We start from the raw sequence: 23,878 nt of genomic DNA, 5'->3' as shown, positions 1-23,878 counted from the left end.
ACCCGGAGGCGAGCGCCGACGAGACCGTCGCCGCCGGCGCGAGCTCGCGAAACGATTTGTGGCCCAATATCGCGAAGAAGCGCGATCGCGCGCTAGGACCGCGGCCGAGACGCTCTCCGAGGATCGTCGAGCCGCCCACTACCTCCCGCGCTCGGGCGAGCCTGGACCAGCCGCGCTGCGTACACCTGGCCGCCTTGGGCTCCCGCGACATCAAGACACCTCAGCCACGCTCGCTGGGGCGTATCCCTTCCTAGCTGAAGGCGGACTCGGCGCCGACGGCGTCTTCGTCGGCCAAGACCTCTACTCCGGCTCCTCCTTCGTCTACGACCCCTGGGTCCTCTACGCCCGCGGCCTCATCACCGCACCCAACCTCGTCCTCGCCGGCATCGTCGGCGCCGGCAAGTCCGCCCTCGCCAAAAGCCTCTATGCCCGCTCCATCCCCTTCGGCCGCCGCGTCTACGTCCCCGGCGACCCCAAGGGCGAACACACTCCAGTTGCGAACGCCCTCGGCGGACAGGCCATCGCCCTCGGGCACGGCATGCCCAACCGGCTCAACCCACTCGACGAAGGCCACCGACCCTCACGAGTTGATGACACCGAGTGGGCAAGCCAAGTCACAGCCCGGCGGCGTGACCTGGTCGGCGCCCTGACTGAGACCATGCTCAACCGACCCTTGACCCCGCTGGAGCACACCGCCGTCGACATCGCCCTCGCAGCTGTCGTCCGCACCTGCGACGTCCCCGTCCTGCCTTTGGTCGTTGATCGCCTGCTCTCCCCCGACCCTGCTGACGACCCCGACGGCCGGCTGACGGAGGACAGCCGGCTTGCCGGTCACGGCCTTCGGCGCCTCGTCGCCGGCGATCTCGCGGGCCTCTTCGACGGCCCCTCGACCGTACGTTTCGATCCGACCCTCCCGATGGTCTCCCTCGACCTCTCCCGGGTATCCGAGAACTCCACCCTGATCTCGGTCCTCATGACCTGCGCCTCAGCGTGGATGGAGTCCGCACTCCTCGACCCCGACGGCGGCCAACGATGGGTCGTGTACGACGAGGCCTGGCGCCTGATGCAGCACCCAGCGCTCCTGCGACGCATGGACGCCCACTGGCGCCTCGCCCGCCACTACGGCATCGCGAACATGCTGGTCTTCCACAAGCTCACCGACCTCGACAACGTCGGCGACCAAGGCTCCACCGCCCGCGCCCTCGCCTCCTCCCTCCTCGCGAACGCTGAAACCCGCGTCGTCTACCGGCAGGAGTCCGACCAACTCGGAACCACCGCTGAGTCGCTGGGTCTCACCAGCACGGAACGCTCGCTGCTGCCGACCCTCGGAACCGGACAGGGCCTGTGGCGGATCAAGGACCGCTCCTTCATCGTGCAGCACCAACTGCACCCCGACGAGCTAGCCCTCTATGACACATCTGCCCGTGCAAGTGGCAGTCGGTGACGACGTCAACTCTCGGATCTGTCAGATCTGGAAGGCTTGCTAGCCCACTCCACCCAGGATGGGCTACGGATCAGAATCGGGGCTATATGCCCTTGCCTCCGAACAGATCAAGCGGGTGTGCATGTCCGCGACGCCCAGTCGAGATTCGTGGCGTGACTGGGGCAACTTCAGCAAGATCGTGCGCGACCAGGAGGTCGATCGACGTCGTTCGTCGATCGACGGATTCTGCGGACAACGGACCACGATGGTTCGGACAACGGACCATCACGGTTCTGGGCCCATTCGTTTCGGGTCATTCCCATCACTGGGAGCTGTCGGTGGTGATAAGTTCCGCGGCATGTCCGGCGAGTCGAGCGCTGTCACAGAGGGCAGCGGCGATTACATCTACGTGCGCCTTGCTGGCGCGCGCTTCGACGCGCCCGGCATGCCTGCCGAAGCGGTGCAGGAGCTAAAGGTCCTCAGTGGGGCCCTGTTCCAACTCGCACGCATCGAGTGGCTCAATGCGCACCCGGACCGCACCCGGGTTCCCGGCGGATTCGCAGAGCTCTTCGACCTGAGACTCGTGTCGATTGGAGAGGGCAGCGCGAAACCTCAACTCGTCTTGCAGCGCCCTAAGGGCTGGACTAAGAAGGACGATCCCGAGGAAATCTTTCCTGCCATCCAGCGAGCCCCCATAGCGCTCGTTCGCGCATTGGAGGGTGTACGGGACGATCGGCAGGTCCCCACGGCTCTTGCCAAGGAGAGTGTCGCTCTCATAACTAGGATCGGTCGGACCCTTGATGACGCGGAGCAGATCGAGCTCGCGACATCCGATCCAGCGAAAGTCCCTGACGCACCGTCTGTGATCCTGGATCTGCAGGTGCGCAACACACTCCGTTCGATCGAGGATTCCCTCAAAGACCGGTCAGAACCCGAGCAGGTTCAGATTGAGGGCGTGATCACCGAGTTCGACGGCACCGCCCAGACCTTTCGGCTCCGGATGCCAAGTCAGCCGGCCCAAGTTCACGGCCGCATTGCGGCGGGCGAAGGCAGCGTCAGTAGGTCAGTGAAGGAGGCTCTTGCCGAGGATGGCGTCACTGCCCCTGACGTGCGTTTGACTGGATGGTCGGTTGTGGGCGACACGGGCATCGTCCGCGAGCTCCATGACGTTGTCGCCGTGGAAGTCATTCGTACCCCGATTGAGAAGAAGATGTATACACGCCTGGCCCAACTCGCTGAACTCGAGGACGGCTGGTGGGAACCCACTAGCCTCAGGCCCAGCGACGGCATCGTCGTGGCCATGGCTGAGGCGATCCCCTCGCTCTCCTTGCTCGCGCGGGTCCCGGACATGGTCGCTAGGACCGACGGCACCTTGGCCCTCGAGTCTGAGATCGACGATCGACACTTGGTTGCGGTCATCGAGGCCGAAGGGCAGCAGATCTATCTCTGTGCAGACGACGGCATCGCGGATGACCCCGAAGAATTCGAAGGCCCGTACAGCGTTGATCACCTGCGCGACTTCTTTGAGACTGGAAGCGTTTCATGACGACATCGACGCCCGAGCCAGCCCCCACTGGCCCCGAGATCCGCGGCCCCGAGGTCCTTCGGCGCGTGGTTCCGGAGGCCGCCATGAAGGATGACGGGCGTCCAAGTTCATCAGCCTTCATGCGTTCCTCTCACGACAGTATGATGTCGACCTTCCGCGAAGGGGTCCCGGTGGAGGACGTAGCAGCCGCTTGGAAGGGCAAGTCGCCATTGGCGGGTGTCTGGCCCGTCGGGGTCATTGATGGAAGCGCCAACGGGGCCAAGGTGTACGACGATGGCCTGAAGCCGTGCGCATGCGGCGGCGCCAATGATGGCTGCGAGGGCGACTACCCCGATGGTCACGCAAGTGTCGATCTTCGGGAGATCGGCCGATCTCGGAGAGAGCGATTGGCAAAGCAGTTCCGAGATGCGGCAGTCCAGAATGGTGCGCTGCTCAAGGCCGCCAACGATTAGCAATTAGGAGGGCTGAGACTTGCGCCCCGAAATGGTCCGTAACACTCAGATGGCTATCGAGGTCATGACTGCTTGGGCGTCTGATCCGGATGGGATCGATGACTTTATCTTCGACCGTATACGTTCGATCATTGATGACGCCGAGAACGGGAACCCACTGCGGGCGGCAGTCGATCTCATCCATGGATTTGTCAATCTGAGCGGAACACTTCTGATTCAGCGAGAGAGCGAGATGCACGTGAGCGACATCGACACCCTTCGCCAACTCGGGCTGGAATATCAAACTGACGCGTGAGGATCTGGCATCGTCAGCAAGGTTCTCACTCGGCGATCATGGGTTCCCACTCCCACTTCTGCGCGCCGAATCCCCGCTTAATGTGATATGCAGAGCCGCGACGCGACCGCAACGTGCCCACCTGGTGGAGCAGATTCTCGACCGGGCGTTACCGGAATGCGGCAGGCGAAGCGGCCCGACCACCCGGACCACGATTGGGACTTCCACCGAGCCCCGACTGCGGCTCATGCCTAACGACGGCAGCAAGACCTTCAGGAGCGTGCACCGGGGTGCCCGGTCGCTGGCAGAGGGCCTGTACGTGGGTATCCGCAACCGGCTCGGCCACGAGCTGGCCGGGGCCACGCCGGAGCAGGACACTCTGGAGCACCTGGCGGGGTTCAGCATCCTGGCGCGCTGGGTGGACGTGGCGATCGTCGAGACGGCGTAAGGAGGTAGGCATGGAGCCAGCGACGGCGCAACTACTCGTCGGCGGCCTAGGCATCGCAGGAACGCTTACCGCTGCCGTGGTGACTCAGATCCTGGCACGACGAGCCGAGCGGGAACGGCGCGAGGATGAGGACGAAACGCGATGGCTTCGCGACCGTCTCGACATCACGACGGCGTTGCTAAGCAAGGCCGGGCACGTGCACCGCGAGTTGTACAGCGCTGCGGCCCTTCTAAACTCCCCGGACGGCACTTACGACGACCGCCCTACGTGGCTTGCGGGCCACAACAACCTGATCGAAGCGCCCGAAGAAGGGCTGCCCGGCATGTTGTCGAGCGAGGACCGGGAGATCCTCATCGAGTTCCAGATGGAGGTCACCGAACTGCTGACCGCCATGGAAGACGACGTGAGCCGGATCGTGCTGCTCGGCACGGAGGCCGAAGCGACGGCGGCCAAGGAGATGCATGAGGCCCTGTGGTGGGCCGAGGCCGACCTGGAGATGTATGCCCCACCGAACCTCGCGTACGGCCACCTGCATGACGCAAAGAATGCCATTGACGCCTTCGTAACGGCCTGTCGCTCGGGGCTCCGCGTCCCGTAACGGCTACCCGCATGCCTTACGGGCTGCGGGACGGGGAGCGACTTGCCCAGCACCCAGGGCGCGGGGGTCCAAGGGCACAGGCCGTTCCCGGGTGAGTGGCGCGGAGCAGGGGCCCGCCGCGGTATGCACCCGATCCGCGAGGCGTCGGCGAATCGGTCGTGACCCGGGTGGGTCGCGACATTGATGGTCGGTCGGCCAGCCACGGAACTCGTCCAATGTGCGATCCAGAGCGACGAGGCCTGCCCTCCGCTCGCGGACGTCCGGAAGTTCGGTCAGGTCAAGCTCTGCGAGAACGGTGACGCGCTGCGCGAGACCCTCGGACGGTGTCGGGATGCTTGGTGGTCGTACGGAGTGTGCTGGTCCGTTATCGTCGCGGATCATGCCGTGCCAAGTTGCGACGCCCGCTGGGTCGGAAGCCGCAAGGTAGCCATCGGCGCCCACCGATCTCGCCCGTCGCGTCTTACCGCCGCCTTGGGGTCGCCTCAGTTCGGCGTCCGGAGCGGCCGCGTCAAGACTAGGACGCCTAACCAGACCGTGAGAGGCCTGCAGCCCACCGCCGAAGTCCACTGGAGACAGGCCGAGCCTTCCCGGTCCAGCATGCGCACCTCACAACATGTGGGCAGACACGAACATCCGCACCGACCGCGGCGTCAAGCTCGAAGCGCTCCAGGAGCGCCTGACCGTGGCGGTCGGGCGACTGGTGACCGGCCACGACTGGCGCAAGGCAGTCGAGTTCTCGGCACGGTTCCGATCGCGTTCCTTCCGTAACTCCGCGCTGATCGCGGCCCAGCACCTCGAGGCCCACGAGCTCGGCTTGGTGCCCGGCCCCTATCCGACGTACGTCGCCGGGTTCAAGCAATGGCAAAGCCTCGGCCGGAGCATCGTGAAGGGCCAGCACGGCTACCAGATCTTCGCCCCGGTCAAAGGCAGGTTCGCCTCAGATAGCCCCTCCGATCCCGAGTCTTGGCGCCGCCTGAACCGCGGTGAGAAACCATGGGCCGACGAGACAGTGAAGTCGAAGGTGATCGGGCTGCGCCTGGCGTACGTCTTCGACATCTCCCAGACCGAGGGCGACCCGATCCCGGAGCCTCCGCGGCCGAAGATCCTCCAAGGTGCCGCCCCTGACGGGCTGTGGGACGGGCTGGCCGATCAGATCACTGACCACGGCTTCGAACTTCGGCTGGTATCTGACGCGCAGGCGATCTTCGGGCGCAACGGGCAAACCGACTACCTGCAGCGCGAGGTCTCGGTACGGATGGACATGGACGAGGCCGCGCAGGTCAAGACGCTGTGTCACGAGCTCGCCCACGTGATGCTGCACGGGAACGACCCAACAGCGTCTCTGAAGGAGATCATCGGGGCAGAGAGTCATCGCGGGATCCAGGAGGTCGAGGCAGAGTCCGTCGCCGCGATGGTTTCCGCCGCACATGGGCTGGACACCAGCAGCTACTCGATCCCATACGTCGCCACCTGGGCCACCCACACACCCGGATCCAGTCCGGTCGAGGTCGTCCAGGCAACCGCCGAGCGCGTACGTCGCACCGCTATTTCCATCCTCGATGGCCTCGACACCGAGCAGATCGGGAACGGCGACCCTCCTGGGCTCACCCGGAATGGAGCTGAACGAGATGCCGGCGTAGAGGCGGACTCGGCGCGGGCGGTCCGATGGACGAAACCTTCGAAGCAGGTGGGACTGTGACACACGCATCCGCCGTGGACGCGCGCGGTGTGCCGCTCATCTTGCCCGCCGTCGAGATCCGCATCAACGCTGAGGGCGCAGCTACCGTCACCATCGACAACGAACCGTACGAGGTGCCCGCGACGCTCCGACGTGACGGCGTCCGTCAGCTGGTGCAACACCTCGCGAACGACTACGGGCCAATCCGCGTGGTGATCATCGAGGCCGACGGCGAGGAGTACGTCGACATCGAAGCACCACGGGAGGTCGCCTCCGATCCGCCGAGGCCAGTCGACCCGCCGCCGGTTCTGCAACACTCCCAAGGTCCATTCCATCCGGATGAGGACGTACTGGTCGCCGTGATCGTAGACAGGCGGACACCCGAGCCCGACGGCACCGTGCCCCTTCGCGTACCTCCGGCGATCGAGCAGCGCTACGGCGGCGCTGTCTACCTGATCGGACAGACCTCGCAGGTCGTCGTCCCGCTCACCGAGGGCGGGATGGAACATCGATGACTGGCCCCTACGCACGCCAGATGGATGACGAACTGATCAACCTCGGCCTCGGGCTCGTGCTCGGTGGCGCACTCGTCCTCGGACTTCTCCGCATCGCGGGAACCATCGCGGCATGGCTCACCGGGGCAACCCAGCCCCGACGTGGCATAGACAGTGCCATCACGGTCATCGCCCATCCATTCACCCCAGCCACAGCCCTCGACTCCCCCGGCCTGCCCGCAATCGCCTATTGGTGCGTGGTCGCTGCGCTGACCGTCGCTGCAGGGGCACTCGTCTGGACGGCATGGCGTGTGCTCAGCAATATCCGCGCAACCTCGGAACGCGACGTACGACATGCCTCGGGGGTCGCGACCAGACGCGAAGTCATGCGTACCGCGTCCGAACGCGCCCTCCTCAAGCGCGCAAGCGCCCTTCGCCCAGACCTCACACGTCCGAGCGCGGAAGACGTCGGCTACCTCCTGGGCCGCTCCCGCGGACGTGGCGTGTGGAGCTCGGTCGAGGACTCCACGCTCATCCTGGGCCCGCCACGCTCTGGCAAAGGCCTCCACCTCGTCATCAACGCGATCCTCGACGCCCCCGGCGCAGTCGTCACCACCGCGACCCGTCCCGACAACATCACCGCCACCATCAGCGCCCGCCGCGACCACGGACCCGTCGCCGTCTTCGACCCCCAACGCCTCGCCGACGGACTCCCCCACGGTCTGCGCTGGTCACCCGTACGCGGCTGCCAAGACCCGCTCACCGCGATGATCCGCGCCACCGGGCTCGCCTCCGCCACCGGACTCTCCGCCGGCGGAGTCGACAGCGGCAGCTTCTGGGAAGGCAAGACCAGAACCGTGCTCCAAGGACTGCTCCACGCCGCGGCCCTCGACGCACGCACCCCTGCCGAGCTCTTCTCCTGGACCCTCTCCCCCGCCTCCGCTGCCGACGCCGTCGCCATCCTCGCCAACCACCCCAACGCAGCAACAGGCTGGGCAGAGTCGTTGGACTCGATGATCGAGTCCGACCCCCGCACCCGCGACTCCATCTGGATGGGAGTCTCGCTCGCCCTCTCCAGCCTCGCTGACCCCAGAGTCCTTGACGCGGTCAGCCCCGACGACGAAGAAGCCTTCGACCCCTCCGACTTCCTCCGCAACGCCGGAACCCTCTACCTGCTCGCAACCGGTGCCGGGGCCGGGGCATGCTGGCCCCTGGTCGCCGCCTTCGTCGAAGACCTCGTCGAGACCGCCCGGCACCTCGCCGCACGCTCCACCGGCGCGCGACTCGACCCACCCCTACTGCTTGCACTCGACGAGATCGGAAACCTCGCCCCCCTTCCCTCGCTACCGACCCTCATGGCAGAGGGCGGTGGCACCGGGATCACCACCATGCCCGTGCTCCAGTCGCTGTCTCAGGCACGCGACAAGTGGGGCGAGCACGCCGCTCACGCGATCTGGGACGCTGCCATCGTCAAGGTAATCCTCGGCGGCACGGCCGCCGCCCGAGACCTCCAAGACCTCTCCGCCCTCATCGGCGAACGCGACGAACACACCGACACCCTCACCATCGGCGACCACGGGTCCCGCGGGCTCCAGCGTTCCACTCGACGCGTACCCGTCCTCGCGCCCGACGCCATCCGCACGCTTCCCTTCGGCACCGGCCTCGTCATGCTCCGGTCGACTCCCCCGATCGTCACCGACCTGAGACGCTGGACCGACCGTCCTGAGCGGAACCGCCTCACCCAGCTTCGAGCGGAGGTGGAGGATCAGCTACGTCGGCCGTGATCGACCCATCCGTCGTCCCCGGCGCGCAACATCGGTCATCGCCCGCAAACGCGCCGCATCTTCACGAAGTAACTCCGCGTCGACGGGCCGCACCATATGCGGCATCACCCATGACTGGTAGAGCGTCATCGCATCCGGATTCATCGGCGGCGGGGTGGCAGCGTGTACGACCAAGCACTCCCACGGCGGCTGCCCCGGCGGCACCTCCGCCCGCCTCCAGGCGAGCAGCACCCCGGGCTGGCTGTGCTCCCCAAACCGAGCCGAGACATCCACCCAGACGTGGTATGGCGGTCTCCGTCCCACAGGCCCACCTTCCAATGCCCCTGACCGTTCGACCCCACAACCCAACTGTATGTCGAACACATGAACGGTTCCTTGCGGGGTATCCGTGGCGTATCGTGAACACATGTTCGGGCGCCGTGAGCAGTTGGCCGCCGCCGAATGGCAGCGGTTCCTCATGTATGCCTCCGACCACGGGCTCTCCATCGTCACCGTCATCGCCGTCTACCAACTCGCCGAGTCCGGCACGAAGGCGACGATCTCCATCGCTGGCGAAGACTCACTTCATGATGCCTGGTTCTGGTGGGACCGGGTCGAACCCGGCTCCGCGCTCGCGGTCGCGCTCTCGACCGGTTACGGGACGCATACTCACCGCAGCGGCGTCGTATATGTGGGAAGCCAGGACGGCGGGTCGGGAGTTTATGACCGGCTCGACGCAAAGACACTCGCGCGCGCTCGGCGTCATCAACTCCGCGCCGTAGCCAAGCAGCACCGACTCGACAAGAGAATGAGACGTACGCAGCTCACCCCCGCCGTACCGAGGTAATCGAAGACAGCCCGCCGGCGGCCCGTGTGGCCGCGTGGCCGTCGTTGCGCACCTGCTCTTCAAGAGCATCCCCGAGCGGCGGAGGTGCGTATTCGGGAGGGCACTCATGTCGATCCCCACCCAGCTCAGCTTGCACGGCTACATCGCCACCAGCCCAGAACTGACCAAGACCCGCAACGGCGTGCACCGGTTCCGCGCGAGGGTCGGAGTGGAACAGTTCCGCAAGGAATCCGACGGCACCTTCACGCGCCTCGACCCGGTTCATTGCGACTTGGTCGCTTTCGAGACCACCGCGCAACGGGCGTTTTCCTGGTTCCAGGTGGGGGACTCCTTCGTCGCCTCCGGATACATCAACGAGTACGAGACCAACCTCGCCGGCCAGCCGGTCACGCGCGAGGAGTTCGTCGCCCGGCGAATCGGACACGATCTGGCCCGGACCAACTATGAGGTCGTACGCCGCCAGCCGACAACATCGAAACCAGCACCCCCGGCCGTGACCGAGGCCCTTGACCACGCCATTGGTCTCTGAGGTCGACGTCATGGCCGCGACGTACGAGGGCGGTTCCGGGGACGAGATCATCCGCCCGATCAACTGGAACCTGCTCACCGCCGAGGAAGCCCAGGGCGAGTGGCTGGACTTGAACGCCTGGGTCGACTGGCTACGCCACGCCTACGGACTCGCAGTCGCAGTCATACCTCCCCTGTGGCATCGCCACGACGAGCTCGTCTGGGAGCTCTCCGCACTGCACACCGCATGGCTCAATGCGTACGACCCTGAAGCCCCGCCATCCGCACCCTTGGCATGGCACCGCGAGTTCGCCGAGGCCCGGCAACGGCTACGCGACTGGGTCACCACCTGCGGCACCAAGCTCGACCGCGACCGACCAACCCGGCAAGCCGCGTGGCCCGGCGAACCACCAACCGTCTCTCCGGTCGAGCAGGCCATCGAGAACCGAGATGGCGACTTCAAGGAGTTCGTTCGCGACGACCTCACTGCGCGCCGCCAACTCGAGGACGAAGCACGCGATGTCGCCCACGAGCGAGCCCGTGACCTCATGGACCGCCTCGGCGGGGCCGACGACAGCTCTCGATGGCGCTTCGGCTCGCAGTTGTCCACAGATCTCTGAACACGCGGCGTCAACCACGTCGGGTGCCGCGAGGGTCACGAGATCAACCAACCGAAGGAGTCCGACTCATGCTTCTCGCCCATGCCATCGCCATCGCCGAAGTGCGCTCCTACATTGCCGCGCTGGCCGACAGCGCCGCCACGGTCCTGGGCTCGGTTGCCTACGACCGAGTCCTGATCTACCTCGACTCGGTTCATGGTGACCAAGTCCCCGCGACGACCGAGATCCCGCTCGACGACCCCGCGACGATGTATCGGCTGGCACAGCAATCAACCTCCGACCTCCGTCGGTACGGTCTAGACGGGCTGCATATCGAACTCGCCCTTGCTTACCTGACCGACGCGTGGACGCTCGACCACAGCTTGGATGGGCATGGCGCACGGCTGCTGCCGTCGTGGATCGATCCCACGGAATCGTCGTGACCTACGGCGAAAACGGCGAGGCCATCCGCACGGGACTGACGACCCTGTTGCGCCAGCACCGGGTCCAACACCGGCTCAGCGGCAAGCCAGACGCACTCAAAAACAGCGCCCTCAGACGGCGCCAAGACTACGGCGCCCAAGTTCGTCGCTACCGGCAAGGCATCCTGGTCTGGTGCCATCAGGCTACCGTCGCGGCAGACCCGTACCTCGGTGCCAACGAATTCGTCGACCATCACAATGGCAACGTCGCCGACGGACCCTACGATCTCCTCCGCACCGGCCTCAAACGCGCCATCGACGCCTCGACCGCGCCGCTCCCGCCTCTGGAGGAGCTGAGCACGGCCCATGAGGTCGAGCTCGTCGAGACCTGGCGACAGATCGCCTCCGCAGCAGCGATCGGCGAACACGACTTCTACGCAGGTGCCGGCCACGGCATGCTCGACGCCACCCAATGCCACACCGTCATGAAAGACGTCGCTGCGGTCGTACAAGCCCTTGTCATCCTCGACCACCGCTACAGGTCCGTGCCTGGCTGGGAGACCCTCTCCCGCGTCGGCGGGCTCGGCTGGAGCGCCCTCGCCACCGGACTGGAGGCCAGCATCGGCCCTCCCGACTACACCGTCGACCACCGAGGCTGGCGGCCTCCATTGAGGTTCGTCCGCGGCCCTGCTCGCCCTGGTCTCCTTGGCGTCCTTCAAGCCGAACAGAATCTCCTCGTACGCCTCGCCGACTCCATCGCACCCACCAACCTCCGACTCGCCGTCTCTGCTCAGGTGGCTGTTTCCGCAGATCTCTCGAAGCGGACGGCGCATGCCGAACTTCGGGCTCGCTGGCAGGCCAGGGCGGAGACCTACGAGTTGATCGGCCGATCGCTGCGCGACGTCGCCCCGCGCCGTTCATCGAAAGGCGCGTCGGCAGCCGGAGAAGCCAACAACGTCATCGCTCGTCTCGTATCCCTGCCCGACGACACGATGCCGGATGACAAGATGCTCGCCGCCTTCGACAAGCGGTTCACCGCAGTCGACACCCGCATCGCAGACCTCATCGAGACCGGCATCCTGAACAAGACCATTCTCAGACGTGCGAAGGTTCCCCTCATCGATGCGAACAGCTCGAGCCTGGTCAAGCCACTTCGCGAGCGCTTCGGCCCGATTCAGCATGCCGGCGACTCGGACCTCCTTGGACTCGTCGGCACGCGCCTTCGACGAACCCAAGAGTCTGTCGAGTCCGCCAAAACTGGCGCCCGAAACCGGGCAGAACTGTATGCGGCGATCGCAATCGAAGCGCCGGCACATATGCGACGGTAGCGATGCCAGTCGTCGAACATTCTCAGTTGAACTGTCGGTGCCTCTGCCAATGGTCTTGAACATGGCTGATGCCGACCTATGCCGCCATCGGTCTGCTCGATACAGATGCTCTTCCCGCCCGTCCTGACGACACCGCTCGACGTGATCTCTTCCGGTACGTGCCCGCTAGGTGCACATCCGCTGGTCGACGACGGATGCTTCTCGACGTTCAGAGTCCGGCATGGTCGCTATCGCTGAGGCGCGCCGCTGGGCGATGAGGGCTCGTTGACGGTCGGCGCGTTCGGCCTCGGTTCGGGCGCCAGGGCCGAGCGGCAGATCGCTGATGACCTGGTAGCGGTCGCGATACGCCGCGATCGTCGCCACCGACGTCAGCCAGGCGCGTGCAGTGGGCGATGTCGGTGGGACACCGAGTCGGCGGAGCCACGAGGGGCGGCTTGTCACGGCGGACTCAACTAACGCGATGGCGCGTGCTTCGATCAAGCTTCGACGCTCGTCCAGGGCACGTCGCATGACTGGCGCCATCTCGCCCGTAGCCTCAGGAACGAGACCTGCGATGAAGCGCTGGTCGGTTCTCGTGATCTGAGTTCTCGAGGATCGGCTCGCCGCGGGGCGCAGCCGGTGTTGGAGGACGGCACCGATGTCGTCTGCGTCGCAGAGGTCCCGTTTGGCCACCAGACTCGGGAAAAGGGTGTCCACGTCGTGGCCGTGCGCTTCGGCGCGACGGAGCGCCGCGGTCAGCGGGCCGAAGGAGTCGCCGTCAACAACGGCGTCTGCCTGTGTTTGGGTGAGGCCGGAACGACGAACGAGGGCTTCCCACCGGGGACGCTGAGCTGCCCCCGCAATGGTGTCGTACTCGGCGGCGAGCTGAGCGATCGATCCCCAGGCTTCCTGCTCGACGGTGATGGTCTGGTGTGCGGAAAGCTCGGCGCTGGATCGTTGGAGTACTCCGTAGAGAACAGTGCGAGCGTTGACGCCATCGCCGGCAGGCAGGGCGGCGTCGGTCTCGTCTGGCTGGTCGAGGGCGACGTAGGCATCGTTCGATTCTCGTCCGCGAGTAAGCGAGACGTAGAGGTTCTCCGTCGTGGTACTCGCGGACACGAGGACATGCGCAGTGTCCACGGTGAGCCCCTGAGCGCGGTGGGCGGTGATGGCGTAGCCGAGGTCGACGTGCTCGGAGACGTACTCCCCAGGCAGGACGAGCGTGGCGGCGTCGCCCTTCTGTGAGCGGACCACGAGGCTGCCGTCCTTGCCGACGCCCTGAATACGCCAGCGATCCCCGTTGCGGACCCAGACACCGCGTGGCGAGCGCACACGTCTGTCATTGCGGCGCGTGATCACCAGGTCGCCGGCCGACACCGGCTCCCCGCTGGCGAGGACGACCTCGGGGGAGGGACGGGTCTGGCCAGATAGGATGCGCTCGGCTCTGGCGCGGATGTTGAGGGCATGCACGGTCTCGGTCGACTCGGTGACCAGGATGCTCGCCAGGCCATCGCGTTGGTCGGCCAGCCATGCAGCGTACGCCGCCTCCATCATCTCCTCGGTCGTGCCGTCACGGAGACGTCCGTGGCGGGCATAGGCGGCGATCGCCTCGAGGCGGCCGGCACGGAGATCGAGACTGGCCGTTCGTTCCCATTCGTGGATGAAGCGGTGGACCTCGGTGAGCTCGGGTACGTCGGAACGCGCAGCGACAAGGAGGGTGAAGGCACCGCCTGCCTCGACCGACTGCAGTTGTGCCGAGTCCCCGACAAGGAGCACCTTGGCCCCGGCGAGTGCCGCGATACCGGTGATCTGGTCGAGAGTCTTGGTGTCAGCGAGGGTGGCCTCGTCGATGATCACCAGTTGTCCGCGGTGGAGCCAACGGGCGCCGCCCGCGTAGTCGTGGAGCCACTTCGCGGTGTTCTCACAGCGGATGCCAAGGTCTCCGGCGAGGACTTCGGCTGCGGCGGCCGACGGGGCAAGCCCGACGACACTGCCGCGGCCAAACTCGCTTGTCCAGGCTTGCAGGAGCGCGTGCATGGTGGTTGTCTTCCCAGCGCCGGCTGGGCCCACGAGCAGGTCAACCTGAAGGCCGGAAGTAGCGATCGCTGCGACGACGTCGGCCTGGCCGCGGGTGAGGATGCGACGGTCTTCGTGGCGGCGCACGGCGCCTTCGACGGTCCGCGCGGTGATCCTCGGCGCCGTTCGGTCGTCGGATCGTTTCAGAAGGCGGTCTTCAGCGGCCATGACCGCGATGGATGAGTAGCGGGTGGCGTAACGGGGACGGAAGGTGGAGGTGCCATCCGCGCGTTGGAACGCGGGCGGACTCGTGGTGAGCTCCGGGGGTGTGAGTGCGATCGAACCGTCCTCCGCGAACGCGACGATCTTGGCGATGACGCTCTCGCGTCCGGCTGCGGTCGAGATTCGCCAGTGCATCGTCTGGCGGGATGCCTCGGCCCAGAGGTTCCAGTGCCGCCAGGTCGAGCGCCTCCGACTCACCTCAGTGACGACCTGGGAACCGACCTCTTCGATGAGCTCGCCGGGGAGCTGGTCGGCAGTCACCGTCGTCGCGGTGCTTTGCGAGATCGCCGTACGCGCCCATGCATCCGCATCCCGCCGTAGGAGGCGACCGGCCCGGTGGCGCCACTCGGCGGTGAGGTCGGCCAACGACCTCAGCTGCTTCTGTGATCGGGTCGCAAGGGTCGCCCGAGCACGCAGGATGACGATCGTATTGTTGCTCGGCCGGCGGCCGTGTTTCTCGACGTACGCCTGGATCATCCGCTCCTTCTCCGCCTCGATCGCCCGCGTACGACTGGAGAACGTTTTGATCAGCGTTTCGGGTACTGCCGCTATCTCCCACTGCGGGTTGCGGTCCTCGCTTCTCCCCCGCTGCTCCCAGGCGAGGCCGAAGGTGCCGGTGATCCGGTCGGCGAGCACGGCGTTGTAATAGGCCGAGACAGCCGTGACCGCGGCGTGCATCGGCCGGCTGTCGAGGCTGCGCCAGCGGCCGTCGAGATCGGCCCGGACCTTGTTGGAGATCACGACGTGGGTATGGAGCTGCGGATCGCCAGCGCGGGAGTCCCAGTGGTCGTACGCCGTCGCGATGATCCCCTGGACGCCGACCTGGGCGACCGCACCGTCGGCGTCGGCAACCCCCACCCGGGTAGCGACAACCTCGCGCTCGATGTAGCCGAGAACGTCATCGACCGCAGCATGGTGGGCAGCAAGCAACAGTTCCTGGGTGGTGGCGTCGGCCACGCCCCACAGCACCGAAACCGACTTCGGGACGCTGAAGGTGTAGTCGTATCCGGCAACCGCTCGACGTCCGGTCTGGGCTGCCTCCTCGGTCTCGATGCGTGCCGTCTCAATGGCACGGTCGGCCTCCGGCAGACCTGCATCGAGCTGCCCTAATCGCTCCTCGACCCGCTTCGCGATCGACTTGTACTCGGGGTAGGCCCGCCCTAAAGGTTCTCCGGTGACCGGGTCGCGACCGAGGCCGATGAGCAGTGCGAGCTGTGCTTCGGTGACCTGCGCCCCGGCCATAATGCGTCCGTTACCGATAGCCGGCAGGCCAGACCCCAGCCAGCGCCCGGGCGGTGTTCCTGCCTCAGCGTAGTAGCGGGTCAGGGACGTAGATAGCGCGCGGTTGCCGTCACCTGCTGCCACGCTGCGGAGGAGGTACTTATAGCCGTCACCGGAATGCATCACCCGCATCGACACCGTCATGACAAGTACCTCCGATGACCTTTAGGTGCGCGTCAGCGCCCAGAACCCACGGAGACGCCCTCGATCTGCCATTCGTGTGATCATCTGAGCCGGAGGATGATCGACCCCAAGTCGACTGGCGCCGGCGGTCAACGGCTTCGCTGCTCGGCGCGACGTCCGGTCAGCCGGGGATCTTCCTTGTGCGCCCAAGAGCAGCGTTCAGTTGTCGCATACGACTGGGTTGTCTGCACGGCACCGACACTTCGCCGCACGTTTGCCCCGGCTCGACCCGACCGACGGCCACCTGGTGCACCGTGCGCAAAGCGTTCGATCCCCTCGAACGCGAAGGGCGTACCGCACCTCATCGCCTTCGAACTCTACGCACCCACCAGTGCGCATGGCCGCACCCACCGTGCGTCCGCCTTCAGACGCGCTGACTTCCGCACCGCCATCGCATACCCCCAGCACCAGAGCACACCGACGGTTGGTCGATGTGATGCCCTTCTGTGAGCCCGGTGGCCGGGTTTTCCACAGACGATGCAGCGACCGGAGCTATTTAGCTCATGTCGCACGAACCTGAACTCCTCCAAGCAGTCATCTCACCCGGAGGCCCGATGCTCACCACCTGTTCCGTCACGGCGACGCCGTACGCGGCGTTCCAACCACGAACAAGGGGATGGTCGGGGACTCTTGCACACCTCACTCGCATGAGGCCATCAGGAGCATCCCGCGTCGCCTCGACCACAGACGTGATCGCCCAAGATCCTCGCCACGTCTTTCTGACCGCGGGCGAGGTCATCGCCCGCTACCGCTGGGGTCGAACCAAAGGCTACGCGTTGCTCCGCAGTCCGGATTTCCCCCGGCCCGTCGCCGGCCGATACCGGCTCGACTTGCTGATGGCGTGGGAGGACGAGCAGCTAGCCGCCGAGACGCATGAGCCCGCGCAGCGGCCAGTCGGGCCTCCCATGAAGCGCCACGCCAAGCGCATTGCGAGGGCGTGATGGCTGCCAAAGTCCTGGCCAAGGGCCGAGAACGCCACCACGGCGGGCTTCAAAAGCCGTGGCGAGTGATCCTCTACGCCCCGACCGCCAAGTACCCGAAGTACCGCCTGACCTTCAAGGTCCCCTCGGAATCCACGCCTGACACCTGGGAGCCGACCACGAGGTCGCGTGCGGACGAGGCAGAAGCCCGAGACCTGTTCGCCCAAACCGAGCAATGGCTGAACGGACTGACCGACCACGCACCGGCAACGACCACCGAACGCCGGGTTCGCACCATCGAGGTCCTGGGCGCAGCCGCCCTGGCCGAGGCTCGAGAACAACGACTCGCCGCGCGCACCATCGAGCAACGTGCCTCCCACATCAAGGCCCACATCGTGCCTGCCATCGGGAATGTTCGTGTCGACAAATGGCGCGTCGCGCACTCCCGAAAGGTCCTCGACTCGGCTGCAAAAAGCCGCCGGCCGCGAGGTTTGGAGGACGTGCGCACAACCATGTCCACAATGCGCAAGCTCGCCTGGCGTGACGGATGGCTGCCTCGTTCTGTCGACCCGCTCGACGGTCTCAAGATCGCACATCAGCAGGGCTACCATGCCGCCAGCTCCAAGTACGTCGACAAGAGCCTCCGCCCCGAGAGGCGCATGGTCGACGCCATGGCCGACGCGGCAGACAACCTGGTCTTGTCCAAGTATCAGATGTTCGCCCGCTTCCCCTTCCTCGGCACTCGGTACAGAGTTGCCGGCTACGGAGGTCTGCGCCTCGGCGAGCAACTCGGGCTGCGCGCCGTCGACGTGTACTTCGACGAGGGGTGCATATTCGTCAACGGCTCCTGGACCCAGCCCCGCTCCCAAGACAGTCCGCCGTTCAGGGGGCCAGTCAAGAACAAGCAGGTCCACAAGGTGCCACTTCCTGCCTCGCTGATGACCGAGCTCATCGAGTCCTGCCGCCTCGCCATGAACCTTCCCAGCGATGCCTCGAAGCAACAGCTCGTCAACGCGATCACAGGAGAACGACAGAGACGCGCCCGCCAGGCGCCGAGTCCCGACCGCTGGTGGGAGGTCTTCGTAGAGCCCGAAGACGAATGTTGGCTGTGGACCGACACGCACACGGGGCTGCCGCAACGCTCAGAGTCGCACAATCTCTATTGGCACAAGGTCCGCCGCTGGGTCGACAAGCATGACGCCGACAACGCGTGGCCGAATTTCATCACGTACCGCAACATGCGTCACCACGCTGCCACCTGGTGGCACGACGAGCTCGGCCTAGAGTGGTCCGACGTCGCACTCTTCCTCGGCGACAAGCTCACCACAGTGCTCGACCACTACGTGCTTCCTGGCGCCGATGCCCTCAAGAATGCCGCAGAGAAGCTCCAGGTGTTCTGACGAACACCCAATGCCTCGCAACGGGAAAGCCGCTGATGTGGATCGTGGACGACCTCGAGCGCCAGCGCGGGCCGAGGAGCCGTGGGCGTCCGAATCCCCCACCGAGTGCTGTCGGCCCGGTAGTCGCGGCCAGCCGAGGGTGGCGTGCGGCCCGGGCGCCTTGTTACTGGGGAAGGGGGGATCCAGTACACCGGCACCCAGACCGCAACGCGCAGAGATGCTACGCGAATTTACGATGATGCATTCAAACCAGCGCATTCTTCACGGTGAATTCCGGTCCACCCAGTGCGCGCACACTCCCTCGACTTCACCAAGCCCGAGGTGCACGCGTCTTCTCCATCTACAGCAATTTCCTCGGGTTCACCCCGCGCGACGGCTCACGCTGACTTCGTGTCTGCGCCTTCACGCCCTGATTCATCCTCCTCGAACTGATCGAGTACATCCTCCTGCTCCTCATCCTCGCCCTGCCGCAGAACCGAGAAGTCCGGGTTGTCCGTCCGACCGGATGCCTGAACCGCAAGCGTGATCTCGTGCTCAACGGTCATGTCGGGCTCGACGTAGAACCCTTCGGTGATCGCGCTGGAGGTGTGGCCCAAGTGGGCGGCGGCGGCGTCGAGGCCGTGCTCGCGGGCGATGATGGTCGCGACAGTACGGCGGTACCAGCGGGGCGTGACACCGGAGTCCTGGAGGTCGGCGATCTCGAGGAACGCCCGGAACGTGCGCCGAAAGTTGTACATGCTCAGCACACCACCATGGCGGTTGTGGAAGACGGGCGTCTCCTGCTCGTCGGGCCCCATGTCTTTCAGGCGGCGGCGGATCACGTCGGCGGCGAAGCTCGCGACCGGAATGCGGCGGTGAGAGGCGTCGGTCTTCGGGTGGTCCTGGCGGAACGTGCCCTTGCCCTGCTCGTAGACGAGAGTGCCGCAGACCTCGATGACCATGCCGCTCTTCGTCTCGGTGACGTCGATCGGGCGGAACGCGAGCGTCTCCCCCGGTCGCATCCCAGTCCCGAGCATGACCTCGATCGCGTCTCGTACGTTCCCATCGGGCTTGGGACCCTTGACGCCCAGGCCGGTACGCCATTCGTTGGCAGCCTTGCGAATCGCCAGGATCTGCTCGGGGGTGAGCGCCTGAGGTTTGCCCTTCGGCTTGGCCAGCGGCGAGGTTCCCTCGACCGGGTTGCGGACCATCCCGTCGTTGCGGATCGCAAACTTGAACAACTGGTTCAGCAGGGTGCGGGAGTGCTTGGCCATGGAGTACGACACCGCGTATTGCTGCTGCAGGAACGTCTCGACCCGGCCGGTGGTGATCTCACCGAGGGTGTAGTTCTCGAAGAACGGCATCGCATGGACCCGGAGGTCGTCGCGGTAGTTCTCCTTGGTGTTGTTCGCGATGTCGCGGCCGGCGAGCTCCCGCAGCCAGAGGTTCGCCAGGTCGGGGAACGGGCTGGACACGCACAGCAGGCCGCTGGCGCCGTAACCGTCGCGAACCTTGATCCGGTCCCGCAGGAGCGCCTTGGCCTGGTTTCCTGAACGGGAGGTCGCCTTGACCTCGCGGAGCCTGCCGTCGGCGTCGCGGACTCGTGTGCGCGCTCGATACCGTCGCTTCCCCACTCGCTTCACATGGATGGTGCCGTAGGTCCCGATGGACGTGCGTGGTCTGCCGGCCATCACGCTCCCCCGCCCTGTCGTCCGGCGTCCTCCTCCTCGAGCCGCGCCAGCCACGCCTCGATCTCGGACCGGCGGAAGCGCAAGCAGCGACCGACCCGGAACCCGACCGGTCCGCGGCCCTGGGTGCGCAGGTCGTAGATCGTCTGCTCGCTCACGTGCAGCTCGGAGGCAAGGTCCTTGAGCGAGTACGACGCCTCGAAGGCGCCCTGGACGACGTTGCTGTCATGGTGGACATCAGCGGTGCTGGTCTCGGCGGTGTTCTCGAAGGTGTTCATGCACCAGAGGTGCGCACCTGGTGACGAAGTCTTCCGAGCCAGTCCAAGACGACTGCGAGAGGTCCCGAAACCGGAACCAAAAATGCGACATAAATGGGATCGAGCCATGTTCTTGACCTTCTGTGAAGGTTCAGAACATGGCCCTGATCAGGTGTTTCGGTGGAGGTGAGGGGACTCGAACCCCTGACCCTCTGCATGCCATGCAGATGCGCTACCAGCTGCGCCACACCCCCGTGGCGTTGTCCCGGTGATCAGCCCGGGCAACGAGAAGAACATTAGCGGAATGCTCTCGCGATCACGAAATCGGGGTCCCCATTCCGTACGTCGCGAGTCGCCAGGGCGCCGACGGGATGAGTCCGTGGGCGGACTCCCGGGCGGTGAGCTCGATCCAGGCGCAGTTCGTCAGCGGGGCGAGGGTGGTGACGACGGACGGGTCCCAGCCGAGGAAGGCGGCGAGACCCTGTCGGATGGCACCGCCGTGAGCGACGACCACGACGGTCTCGCCGGGTGCCACGTTCTCGACGACGTCGTGGAGCGCGCCGCTGAAGCGTGCCGCGACCGTGGGCCAGGACTCCCCGCCGTAGGGCTCCCAGCTGGCCGGCATCTCACCGAAGCGCTCGAGAATCTGGGCGCGGTTCATCCCTTCGGCCTCCCCTGCACAGACCTCCCGCAGCCGCGGGTCGTACGCGGCCTCCAGGCCGGTCTCCTCGGCGACGTACGCAGCGGTCTGCCGTGCCCGCATCAGGTCCGAGGAGACGAGGCGGGTGACGGCGAAGGTCGTCCCGAGCGCGCGAGCAGCGGCCTTGGCCTGCTGGTGGCCGGTCTCGGCCAGCTCGATGTCGGTCTGGCCCTGGTAGCGGCCGTCGGCGTTCCAGCCGGTGACGCCGTGGCGGAGCAGGATGAGGCGACGGATCTCAGCGGCCTCGACCACCGGACCTCAGCCCTCGGAGACGATGTCGGCGGGCAGCGAGATCGAGGGGCAGTCACGCCAGAGCCGCTCGAGGGCGTAGAACTGGCGCTCCTCCTCGTGCTGGACGTGCACGACGATCTCGCCGTAGTCGAGCAGCACCCAGCGCCCCTCCTTGTGCCCCTCGCGGCGCAGCGGCTTGGAGCCGAGGTCGCGGAGCTTCAGCTCGACCTCGTCGACGATCGACTGCACCTGCCGCTCGTTGGGCGCGGAGGCCAGCACGAAGGCGTCGGTGATGGCCAGCTGGTCGCTGACGTCGAAGGCCAGGATGTGTCCGGCCTTCTTGTCCGAGGCCGCCCGGGCGGCGGTGATGGTGAGCTCGATGGCGTGCTCGGTCGCGGTCATACGCGGTCCTTATGGAGAGTCTTGGATTGAGGGGCCCCGGAGTCCCTGGGCCGGTAGAGGTCGTGCTTGCCGATGTACTGCACCACGCCGTCGGGGACGAGATACCAGACCGGCTCGCCACGGCGACGCCGCTCGCGGCAGTCGGAGGAGGAGATCGCCAGTGCCGGGATCTCGAGCATGGTGATGCGGTCGGAGGGGATCTTCGCGATGACCTCGGGATCCATGTTGTAGCCCGGGCGCGTGCATCCCACGAACTGGGCGAGCGCGAAGAGCTCGTCGGTGTCGCGCCAGGTGAAGATCTCGGCCAGCGCGTCGGCACCGGTGATGAAGTAGAGCTCCGCGTCGGGCAGCGCCTTGGCGAGGTCACGCAGCGTGTCACGCGTATAGGTGCGTCCGGCCCTGTCGATGTCGACCCGGCTCACGGTGAAGCGCGGGTTGGCGGCGGTCGCGATGACCGTCATCAGGTAGCGGTGCTCGGCCGGCGACACGTCGCGGTCGGCCTTCTGCCACGGGTCGCCGGTGGGCACGAAGACGACCTCGTCGAGGTCGAAGAACGACTGCACCTCGGAGGCCGCCACCAGGTGGCCGTGGTGGATGGGATCGAAGGTGCCACCCATCACCCCGACGCGGCGCTTGCCGGTCAGGCCCTCCAGACCTGGCTCGGGCGCTCCCCCGCTGCCCATCTGATCAGCGCTCAGGAGTGCTCACGGCCGCCGGCGAACCAGACCAGGACCAGGAGCGCGAAGACCAGGATCGCCAGGGCGCCGCCGCCGATGACCCACTCGATGCCAGAGGTGCCGTGCTCGGCCCCGTGCTCAGCGGAGGTGAAGATGCTCGACACAACAGAGTTCGACATGGCGCACAGGTTACCTTGTGGCAGCTGCCACTAGCGCACGTGCCCGTCCCCGGTGACCACATACTTCGTCGAGGTCATCTCGGGCAGCCCCATCGGGCCCCGGGCGTGCAGCTTCTGGGTCGAGATCCCGATCTCCGCGCCGAAGCCGAACTCGCCGCCGTCGGTGAACCGCGTCGAGGCGTTGACCATGACCGCCGCGGAGTCGACGGCGGCGGTGAACCGCCGGGCCGCACCCAGGTCCTCGGTCAGGATCGCCTCGGTGTGACCGCTCGACCAGCGCCGGATGTGGGCGATGGCGGCATCGAGGTCGGGTACGACCGCGGCGCTGATCTTCAGCGCCAGGAACTCGGCCGCGTAGTCCTCGTCGGTGGCCGGCTCGACTAGGTCGTACGCCTGGAAGGCCTCGTCGCCGTGGATCTGCACCCCACGCTCCTGCAGGGCGGGGACGATCATGGGCAGGAACTCCTTGGCGATGTCAGCGTGCACGAGCAGCGACTCGGCGGAGTTGCACACGCTGGTGCGCTGGGTCTTGGAGTTGACCACGATCGAGACCGCCTTCTCGAGGTCGGCGGCCTTGTCGACGTAGACGTGTACGTTGCCCACCCCGGTCTCGATGACCGGCACCGTCGACTCCTCGACGACGCTGCGGATCAGCCCCGCGCCACCGCGCGGGATGAGCACGTCGACCAGGCCGCGGGCCCGCATCAGCGCCTTGACCGAGTCGTGGCCCTCACCGGGAACGACCTGGATCACGTCGGCCGGGAGGCCCACGGAGACGACGGCGTCGCGGAGCACGGCGGCGATCGCCAGGTTGCTGGACGCGATGTTGGAGGAGCCGCGCAGGAGCGCCGCGTTGCCGGACTTCAGGCAGATCCCGGCCGCGTCGACAGTCACGTTGGGGCGAGCCTCGTAGATCATCCCGACGACGCCGAAGGGCACCCGCACCTGGCGCAGCTCGAGGCCGTTGGCGAGGGTGCTGCCGCGTACGACGTCTCCTACGGGGTCCGGGAGCGCGGCGAGCTCGCGGAGCGCGGCGGCGATGCCGTCGAGACGCTCCGGGGTCAGGGTGAGGCGGTCGATGATGTTGGCCGGGCTGCCCGAGGCCTCGGCACGGGCGACATCGGCCGCGTTGGCCGCCAGCACCTCGTCGGCCCGCGCCAGGAGCGCGTCGGCCATCGCGTGCAGCGCCGCGTCCTTCACGCTGCGCGGCGCGACCGCGAGCTCGTAGCTCGCCTCTCGTGCCTTCGCCGCCACCTCACGGATCACTGCCTCTGCACTCATGCGAGAAAGCCTATGCCGTCCAGCGTGCGCAGCCACCACCCTTT

General features: G+C 66.4%; 23 protein-coding genes and 1 tRNA gene. 15 read left to right on the top strand and 9 right to left on the bottom strand.

Features of this window, described 5'->3' with window-relative positions:
• Positions 1-58: 58 nt before the first annotated feature.
• From ACFX43_RS22155 to ACFX43_RS22090, 14 genes are all read left to right on the top strand, one after another.
• On the top strand, positions 59-1,444 hold the full coding sequence (locus ACFX43_RS22155; RefSeq protein WP_378834912.1) for a VirB4 family type IV secretion system protein: 1,386 nt from the start codon (positions 59-61) through the stop codon (positions 1,442-1,444).
• 337 nt (positions 1,445-1,781) lie between these two features.
• Positions 1,782-2,969, top strand: coding sequence for a hypothetical protein (locus ACFX43_RS22150; RefSeq protein ID WP_378834910.1), 1,188 nt, complete (start codon positions 1,782-1,784; stop codon positions 2,967-2,969).
• On the top strand, positions 2,966-3,421 hold the full coding sequence (locus tag ACFX43_RS22145; RefSeq protein WP_378834908.1) for a hypothetical protein: 456 nt from the start codon (positions 2,966-2,968) through the stop codon (positions 3,419-3,421). Before ACFX43_RS22150 ends, ACFX43_RS22145 begins: the two co-directional genes overlap by 4 nt.
• Before the next feature lie 49 nt (positions 3,422-3,470).
• Positions 3,471-3,716: a hypothetical protein gene (locus tag ACFX43_RS22140; protein WP_378834905.1), complete on the top strand. Its 246-nt coding sequence runs from the start codon at positions 3,471-3,473 to the stop codon at positions 3,714-3,716.
• Between the two features lie 82 nt (positions 3,717-3,798).
• Complete coding sequence (locus tag ACFX43_RS22135) at positions 3,799-4,143, top strand: TIGR02391 family protein (protein WP_378834901.1); 345 nt, start codon at positions 3,799-3,801, stop codon at positions 4,141-4,143.
• 10 nt (positions 4,144-4,153) lie between these two features.
• Entirely contained in the window at positions 4,154-4,741 is a 588-nt protein-coding gene (locus ACFX43_RS22130; RefSeq protein ID WP_378834897.1) for a hypothetical protein, read from the top strand.
• A 613-nt stretch (positions 4,742-5,354) separates the two neighbouring features.
• Positions 5,355-6,440 carry an ArdC-like ssDNA-binding domain-containing protein gene (locus ACFX43_RS22125; RefSeq protein ID WP_378834884.1) on the top strand — a complete coding sequence of 362 codons (1,086 nt, stop codon included), beginning with the start codon at positions 5,355-5,357 and terminating at the stop codon, positions 6,438-6,440.
• Positions 6,437-6,934 carry a hypothetical protein gene (locus ACFX43_RS22120; protein WP_378834880.1) on the top strand — a complete coding sequence of 166 codons (498 nt, stop codon included), beginning with the start codon at positions 6,437-6,439 and terminating at the stop codon, positions 6,932-6,934. Before ACFX43_RS22125 ends, ACFX43_RS22120 begins: the two co-directional genes overlap by 4 nt.
• Positions 6,935-6,954: 20 nt before the next feature.
• Positions 6,955-8,697: a TraM recognition domain-containing protein gene (locus ACFX43_RS22115; protein WP_378834877.1), complete on the top strand. Its 1,743-nt coding sequence runs from the start codon at positions 6,955-6,957 to the stop codon at positions 8,695-8,697.
• 406 nt (positions 8,698-9,103) lie between these two features.
• On the top strand, positions 9,104-9,523 hold the full coding sequence (locus ACFX43_RS22110) for a hypothetical protein (RefSeq protein ID WP_378834873.1): 420 nt from the start codon (positions 9,104-9,106) through the stop codon (positions 9,521-9,523).
• A gap of 106 nt (positions 9,524-9,629) precedes the next feature.
• Complete coding sequence (locus ACFX43_RS22105) at positions 9,630-10,052, top strand: single-stranded DNA-binding protein (protein WP_378834871.1); 423 nt, start codon at positions 9,630-9,632, stop codon at positions 10,050-10,052.
• Between the two features lie 10 nt (positions 10,053-10,062).
• On the top strand, positions 10,063-10,650 hold the full coding sequence (locus ACFX43_RS22100) for a hypothetical protein (protein WP_378834868.1): 588 nt from the start codon (positions 10,063-10,065) through the stop codon (positions 10,648-10,650).
• A 68-nt stretch (positions 10,651-10,718) separates the two neighbouring features.
• Positions 10,719-11,072 (top strand): hypothetical protein, encoded by a 354-nt coding sequence (locus ACFX43_RS22095; protein WP_378834866.1) that lies wholly within the window; start codon positions 10,719-10,721, stop codon positions 11,070-11,072.
• Positions 11,069-12,379, top strand: a complete 1,311-nt coding sequence (locus ACFX43_RS22090; protein ID WP_378834862.1) for a hypothetical protein — start codon at positions 11,069-11,071, stop codon at positions 12,377-12,379. Before ACFX43_RS22095 ends, ACFX43_RS22090 begins: the two co-directional genes overlap by 4 nt.
• A gap of 165 nt (positions 12,380-12,544) precedes the next feature.
• On the opposite strand, the gene mobF is transcribed toward ACFX43_RS22090, so the two are convergent.
• The gene (gene mobF, locus ACFX43_RS22085; RefSeq protein ID WP_378841069.1) at positions 12,545-16,060 is read right to left on the bottom strand and encodes a MobF family relaxase; all 3,516 of its coding nucleotides are present in this window, start codon (positions 16,058-16,060) and stop codon (positions 12,545-12,547) included.
• Positions 16,061-17,060: 1,000 nt separating this feature from the next.
• On the opposite strand from mobF, the gene ACFX43_RS22080 reads away from it, so the two are divergent.
• Positions 17,061-18,440 carry a hypothetical protein gene (locus tag ACFX43_RS22080; protein ID WP_378834860.1) on the top strand — a complete coding sequence of 460 codons (1,380 nt, stop codon included), beginning with the start codon at positions 17,061-17,063 and terminating at the stop codon, positions 18,438-18,440.
• Between the two features lie 377 nt (positions 18,441-18,817).
• Here ACFX43_RS22080 and ACFX43_RS22075 read toward each other — a convergent pair whose 3' ends face one another.
• The 8 genes from ACFX43_RS22075 to ACFX43_RS22040 all read right to left on the bottom strand — a co-directional run bounded on the left by ACFX43_RS22075 (position 18,818) and on the right by ACFX43_RS22040 (position 23,834).
• On the bottom strand, positions 18,818-20,110 hold the full coding sequence (locus ACFX43_RS22075) for a tyrosine-type recombinase/integrase (RefSeq protein ID WP_378834856.1): 1,293 nt from the start codon (positions 20,108-20,110) through the stop codon (positions 18,818-18,820).
• Complete coding sequence (locus ACFX43_RS22070; protein WP_378834852.1) at positions 20,110-20,385, bottom strand: helix-turn-helix transcriptional regulator; 276 nt, start codon at positions 20,383-20,385, stop codon at positions 20,110-20,112. The genes ACFX43_RS22075 and ACFX43_RS22070 overlap by 1 nt, the downstream gene beginning before the upstream one ends.
• Before the next feature lie 160 nt (positions 20,386-20,545).
• Positions 20,546-20,618 (bottom strand) — tRNA-Ala (locus ACFX43_RS22065).
• Positions 20,619-20,680: 62 nt separating this feature from the next.
• Positions 20,681-21,316 (bottom strand): histidine phosphatase family protein, encoded by a 636-nt coding sequence (locus ACFX43_RS22060; protein WP_378834848.1) that lies wholly within the window; start codon positions 21,314-21,316, stop codon positions 20,681-20,683.
• A gap of 6 nt (positions 21,317-21,322) precedes the next feature.
• On the bottom strand, positions 21,323-21,697 hold the full coding sequence (rsfS, locus tag ACFX43_RS22055; RefSeq protein ID WP_091047921.1) for a ribosome silencing factor: 375 nt from the start codon (positions 21,695-21,697) through the stop codon (positions 21,323-21,325).
• Complete coding sequence (gene nadD, locus ACFX43_RS22050) at positions 21,694-22,380, bottom strand: nicotinate-nucleotide adenylyltransferase (protein WP_378834844.1); 687 nt, start codon at positions 22,378-22,380, stop codon at positions 21,694-21,696. Before nadD ends, rsfS begins: the two co-directional genes overlap by 4 nt.
• Positions 22,381-22,391: 11 nt before the next feature.
• Positions 22,392-22,553, bottom strand: coding sequence for a hypothetical protein (locus tag ACFX43_RS22045; RefSeq protein WP_378834842.1), 162 nt, complete (start codon positions 22,551-22,553; stop codon positions 22,392-22,394).
• 30 nt (positions 22,554-22,583) lie between these two features.
• Complete coding sequence (locus ACFX43_RS22040) at positions 22,584-23,834, bottom strand: glutamate-5-semialdehyde dehydrogenase (RefSeq protein ID WP_378834839.1); 1,251 nt, start codon at positions 23,832-23,834, stop codon at positions 22,584-22,586.
• Between the last annotated feature and the right edge of the window lie 44 nt (positions 23,835-23,878).

The sequence above is a fragment of the Nocardioides sp. YIM B13467 genome (genome assembly GCF_042788075.1).
Taxonomy (GTDB): domain Bacteria; phylum Actinomycetota; class Actinomycetes; order Propionibacteriales; family Nocardioidaceae; genus Nocardioides.
Note: the sequence above shows the minus strand (reverse complement) of the source record. Positions and strands in the feature narration are given on the sequence as shown.

Excerpts from the sequence above, each read along its gene's own strand:
- ACFX43_RS22070 (WP_378834852.1), bottom strand. The coding sequence starts at position 20,385 with ATGAACACCTTCGAGAACACCGCCGAGACCAGCACCGCTGATGTCCAC.
- ACFX43_RS22040 (WP_378834839.1), bottom strand. The coding sequence starts at position 23,834 with ATGAGTGCAGAGGCAGTGATCCGTGAGGTGGCGGCGAAGGCACGAGAG.
- ACFX43_RS22145 (WP_378834908.1), top strand. The coding sequence starts at position 2,966 with ATGACGACATCGACGCCCGAGCCAGCCCCCACTGGCCCCGAGATCCGC.
- mobF (WP_378841069.1), bottom strand. The coding sequence starts at position 16,060 with ATGCATTCCGGTGACGGCTATAAGTACCTCCTCCGCAGCGTGGCAGCA.
- ACFX43_RS22045 (WP_378834842.1), bottom strand. The coding sequence starts at position 22,553 with ATGTCGAACTCTGTTGTGTCGAGCATCTTCACCTCCGCTGAGCACGGG.
- ACFX43_RS22140 (WP_378834905.1), top strand. The coding sequence starts at position 3,471 with ATGGCTATCGAGGTCATGACTGCTTGGGCGTCTGATCCGGATGGGATC.
- ACFX43_RS22105 (WP_378834871.1), top strand. The coding sequence starts at position 9,630 with ATGTCGATCCCCACCCAGCTCAGCTTGCACGGCTACATCGCCACCAGC.
- ACFX43_RS22125 (WP_378834884.1), top strand. The coding sequence starts at position 5,355 with ATGTGGGCAGACACGAACATCCGCACCGACCGCGGCGTCAAGCTCGAA.
- ACFX43_RS22150 (WP_378834910.1), top strand. The coding sequence starts at position 1,782 with ATGTCCGGCGAGTCGAGCGCTGTCACAGAGGGCAGCGGCGATTACATC.
- ACFX43_RS22080 (WP_378834860.1), top strand. The coding sequence starts at position 17,061 with ATGGCTGCCAAAGTCCTGGCCAAGGGCCGAGAACGCCACCACGGCGGG.
- ACFX43_RS22130 (WP_378834897.1), top strand. The coding sequence starts at position 4,154 with ATGGAGCCAGCGACGGCGCAACTACTCGTCGGCGGCCTAGGCATCGCA.
- ACFX43_RS22095 (WP_378834866.1), top strand. The coding sequence starts at position 10,719 with ATGCTTCTCGCCCATGCCATCGCCATCGCCGAAGTGCGCTCCTACATT.
- ACFX43_RS22110 (WP_378834873.1), top strand. The coding sequence starts at position 9,104 with ATGTTCGGGCGCCGTGAGCAGTTGGCCGCCGCCGAATGGCAGCGGTTC.
- ACFX43_RS22115 (WP_378834877.1), top strand. The coding sequence starts at position 6,955 with ATGGATGACGAACTGATCAACCTCGGCCTCGGGCTCGTGCTCGGTGGC.
- ACFX43_RS22100 (WP_378834868.1), top strand. The coding sequence starts at position 10,063 with ATGGCCGCGACGTACGAGGGCGGTTCCGGGGACGAGATCATCCGCCCG.
- rsfS (WP_091047921.1), bottom strand. The coding sequence starts at position 21,697 with ATGACCGCGACCGAGCACGCCATCGAGCTCACCATCACCGCCGCCCGG.
- nadD (WP_378834844.1), bottom strand. The coding sequence starts at position 22,380 with ATGGGCAGCGGGGGAGCGCCCGAGCCAGGTCTGGAGGGCCTGACCGGC.
- ACFX43_RS22075 (WP_378834856.1), bottom strand. The coding sequence starts at position 20,110 with ATGGCCGGCAGACCACGCACGTCCATCGGGACCTACGGCACCATCCAT.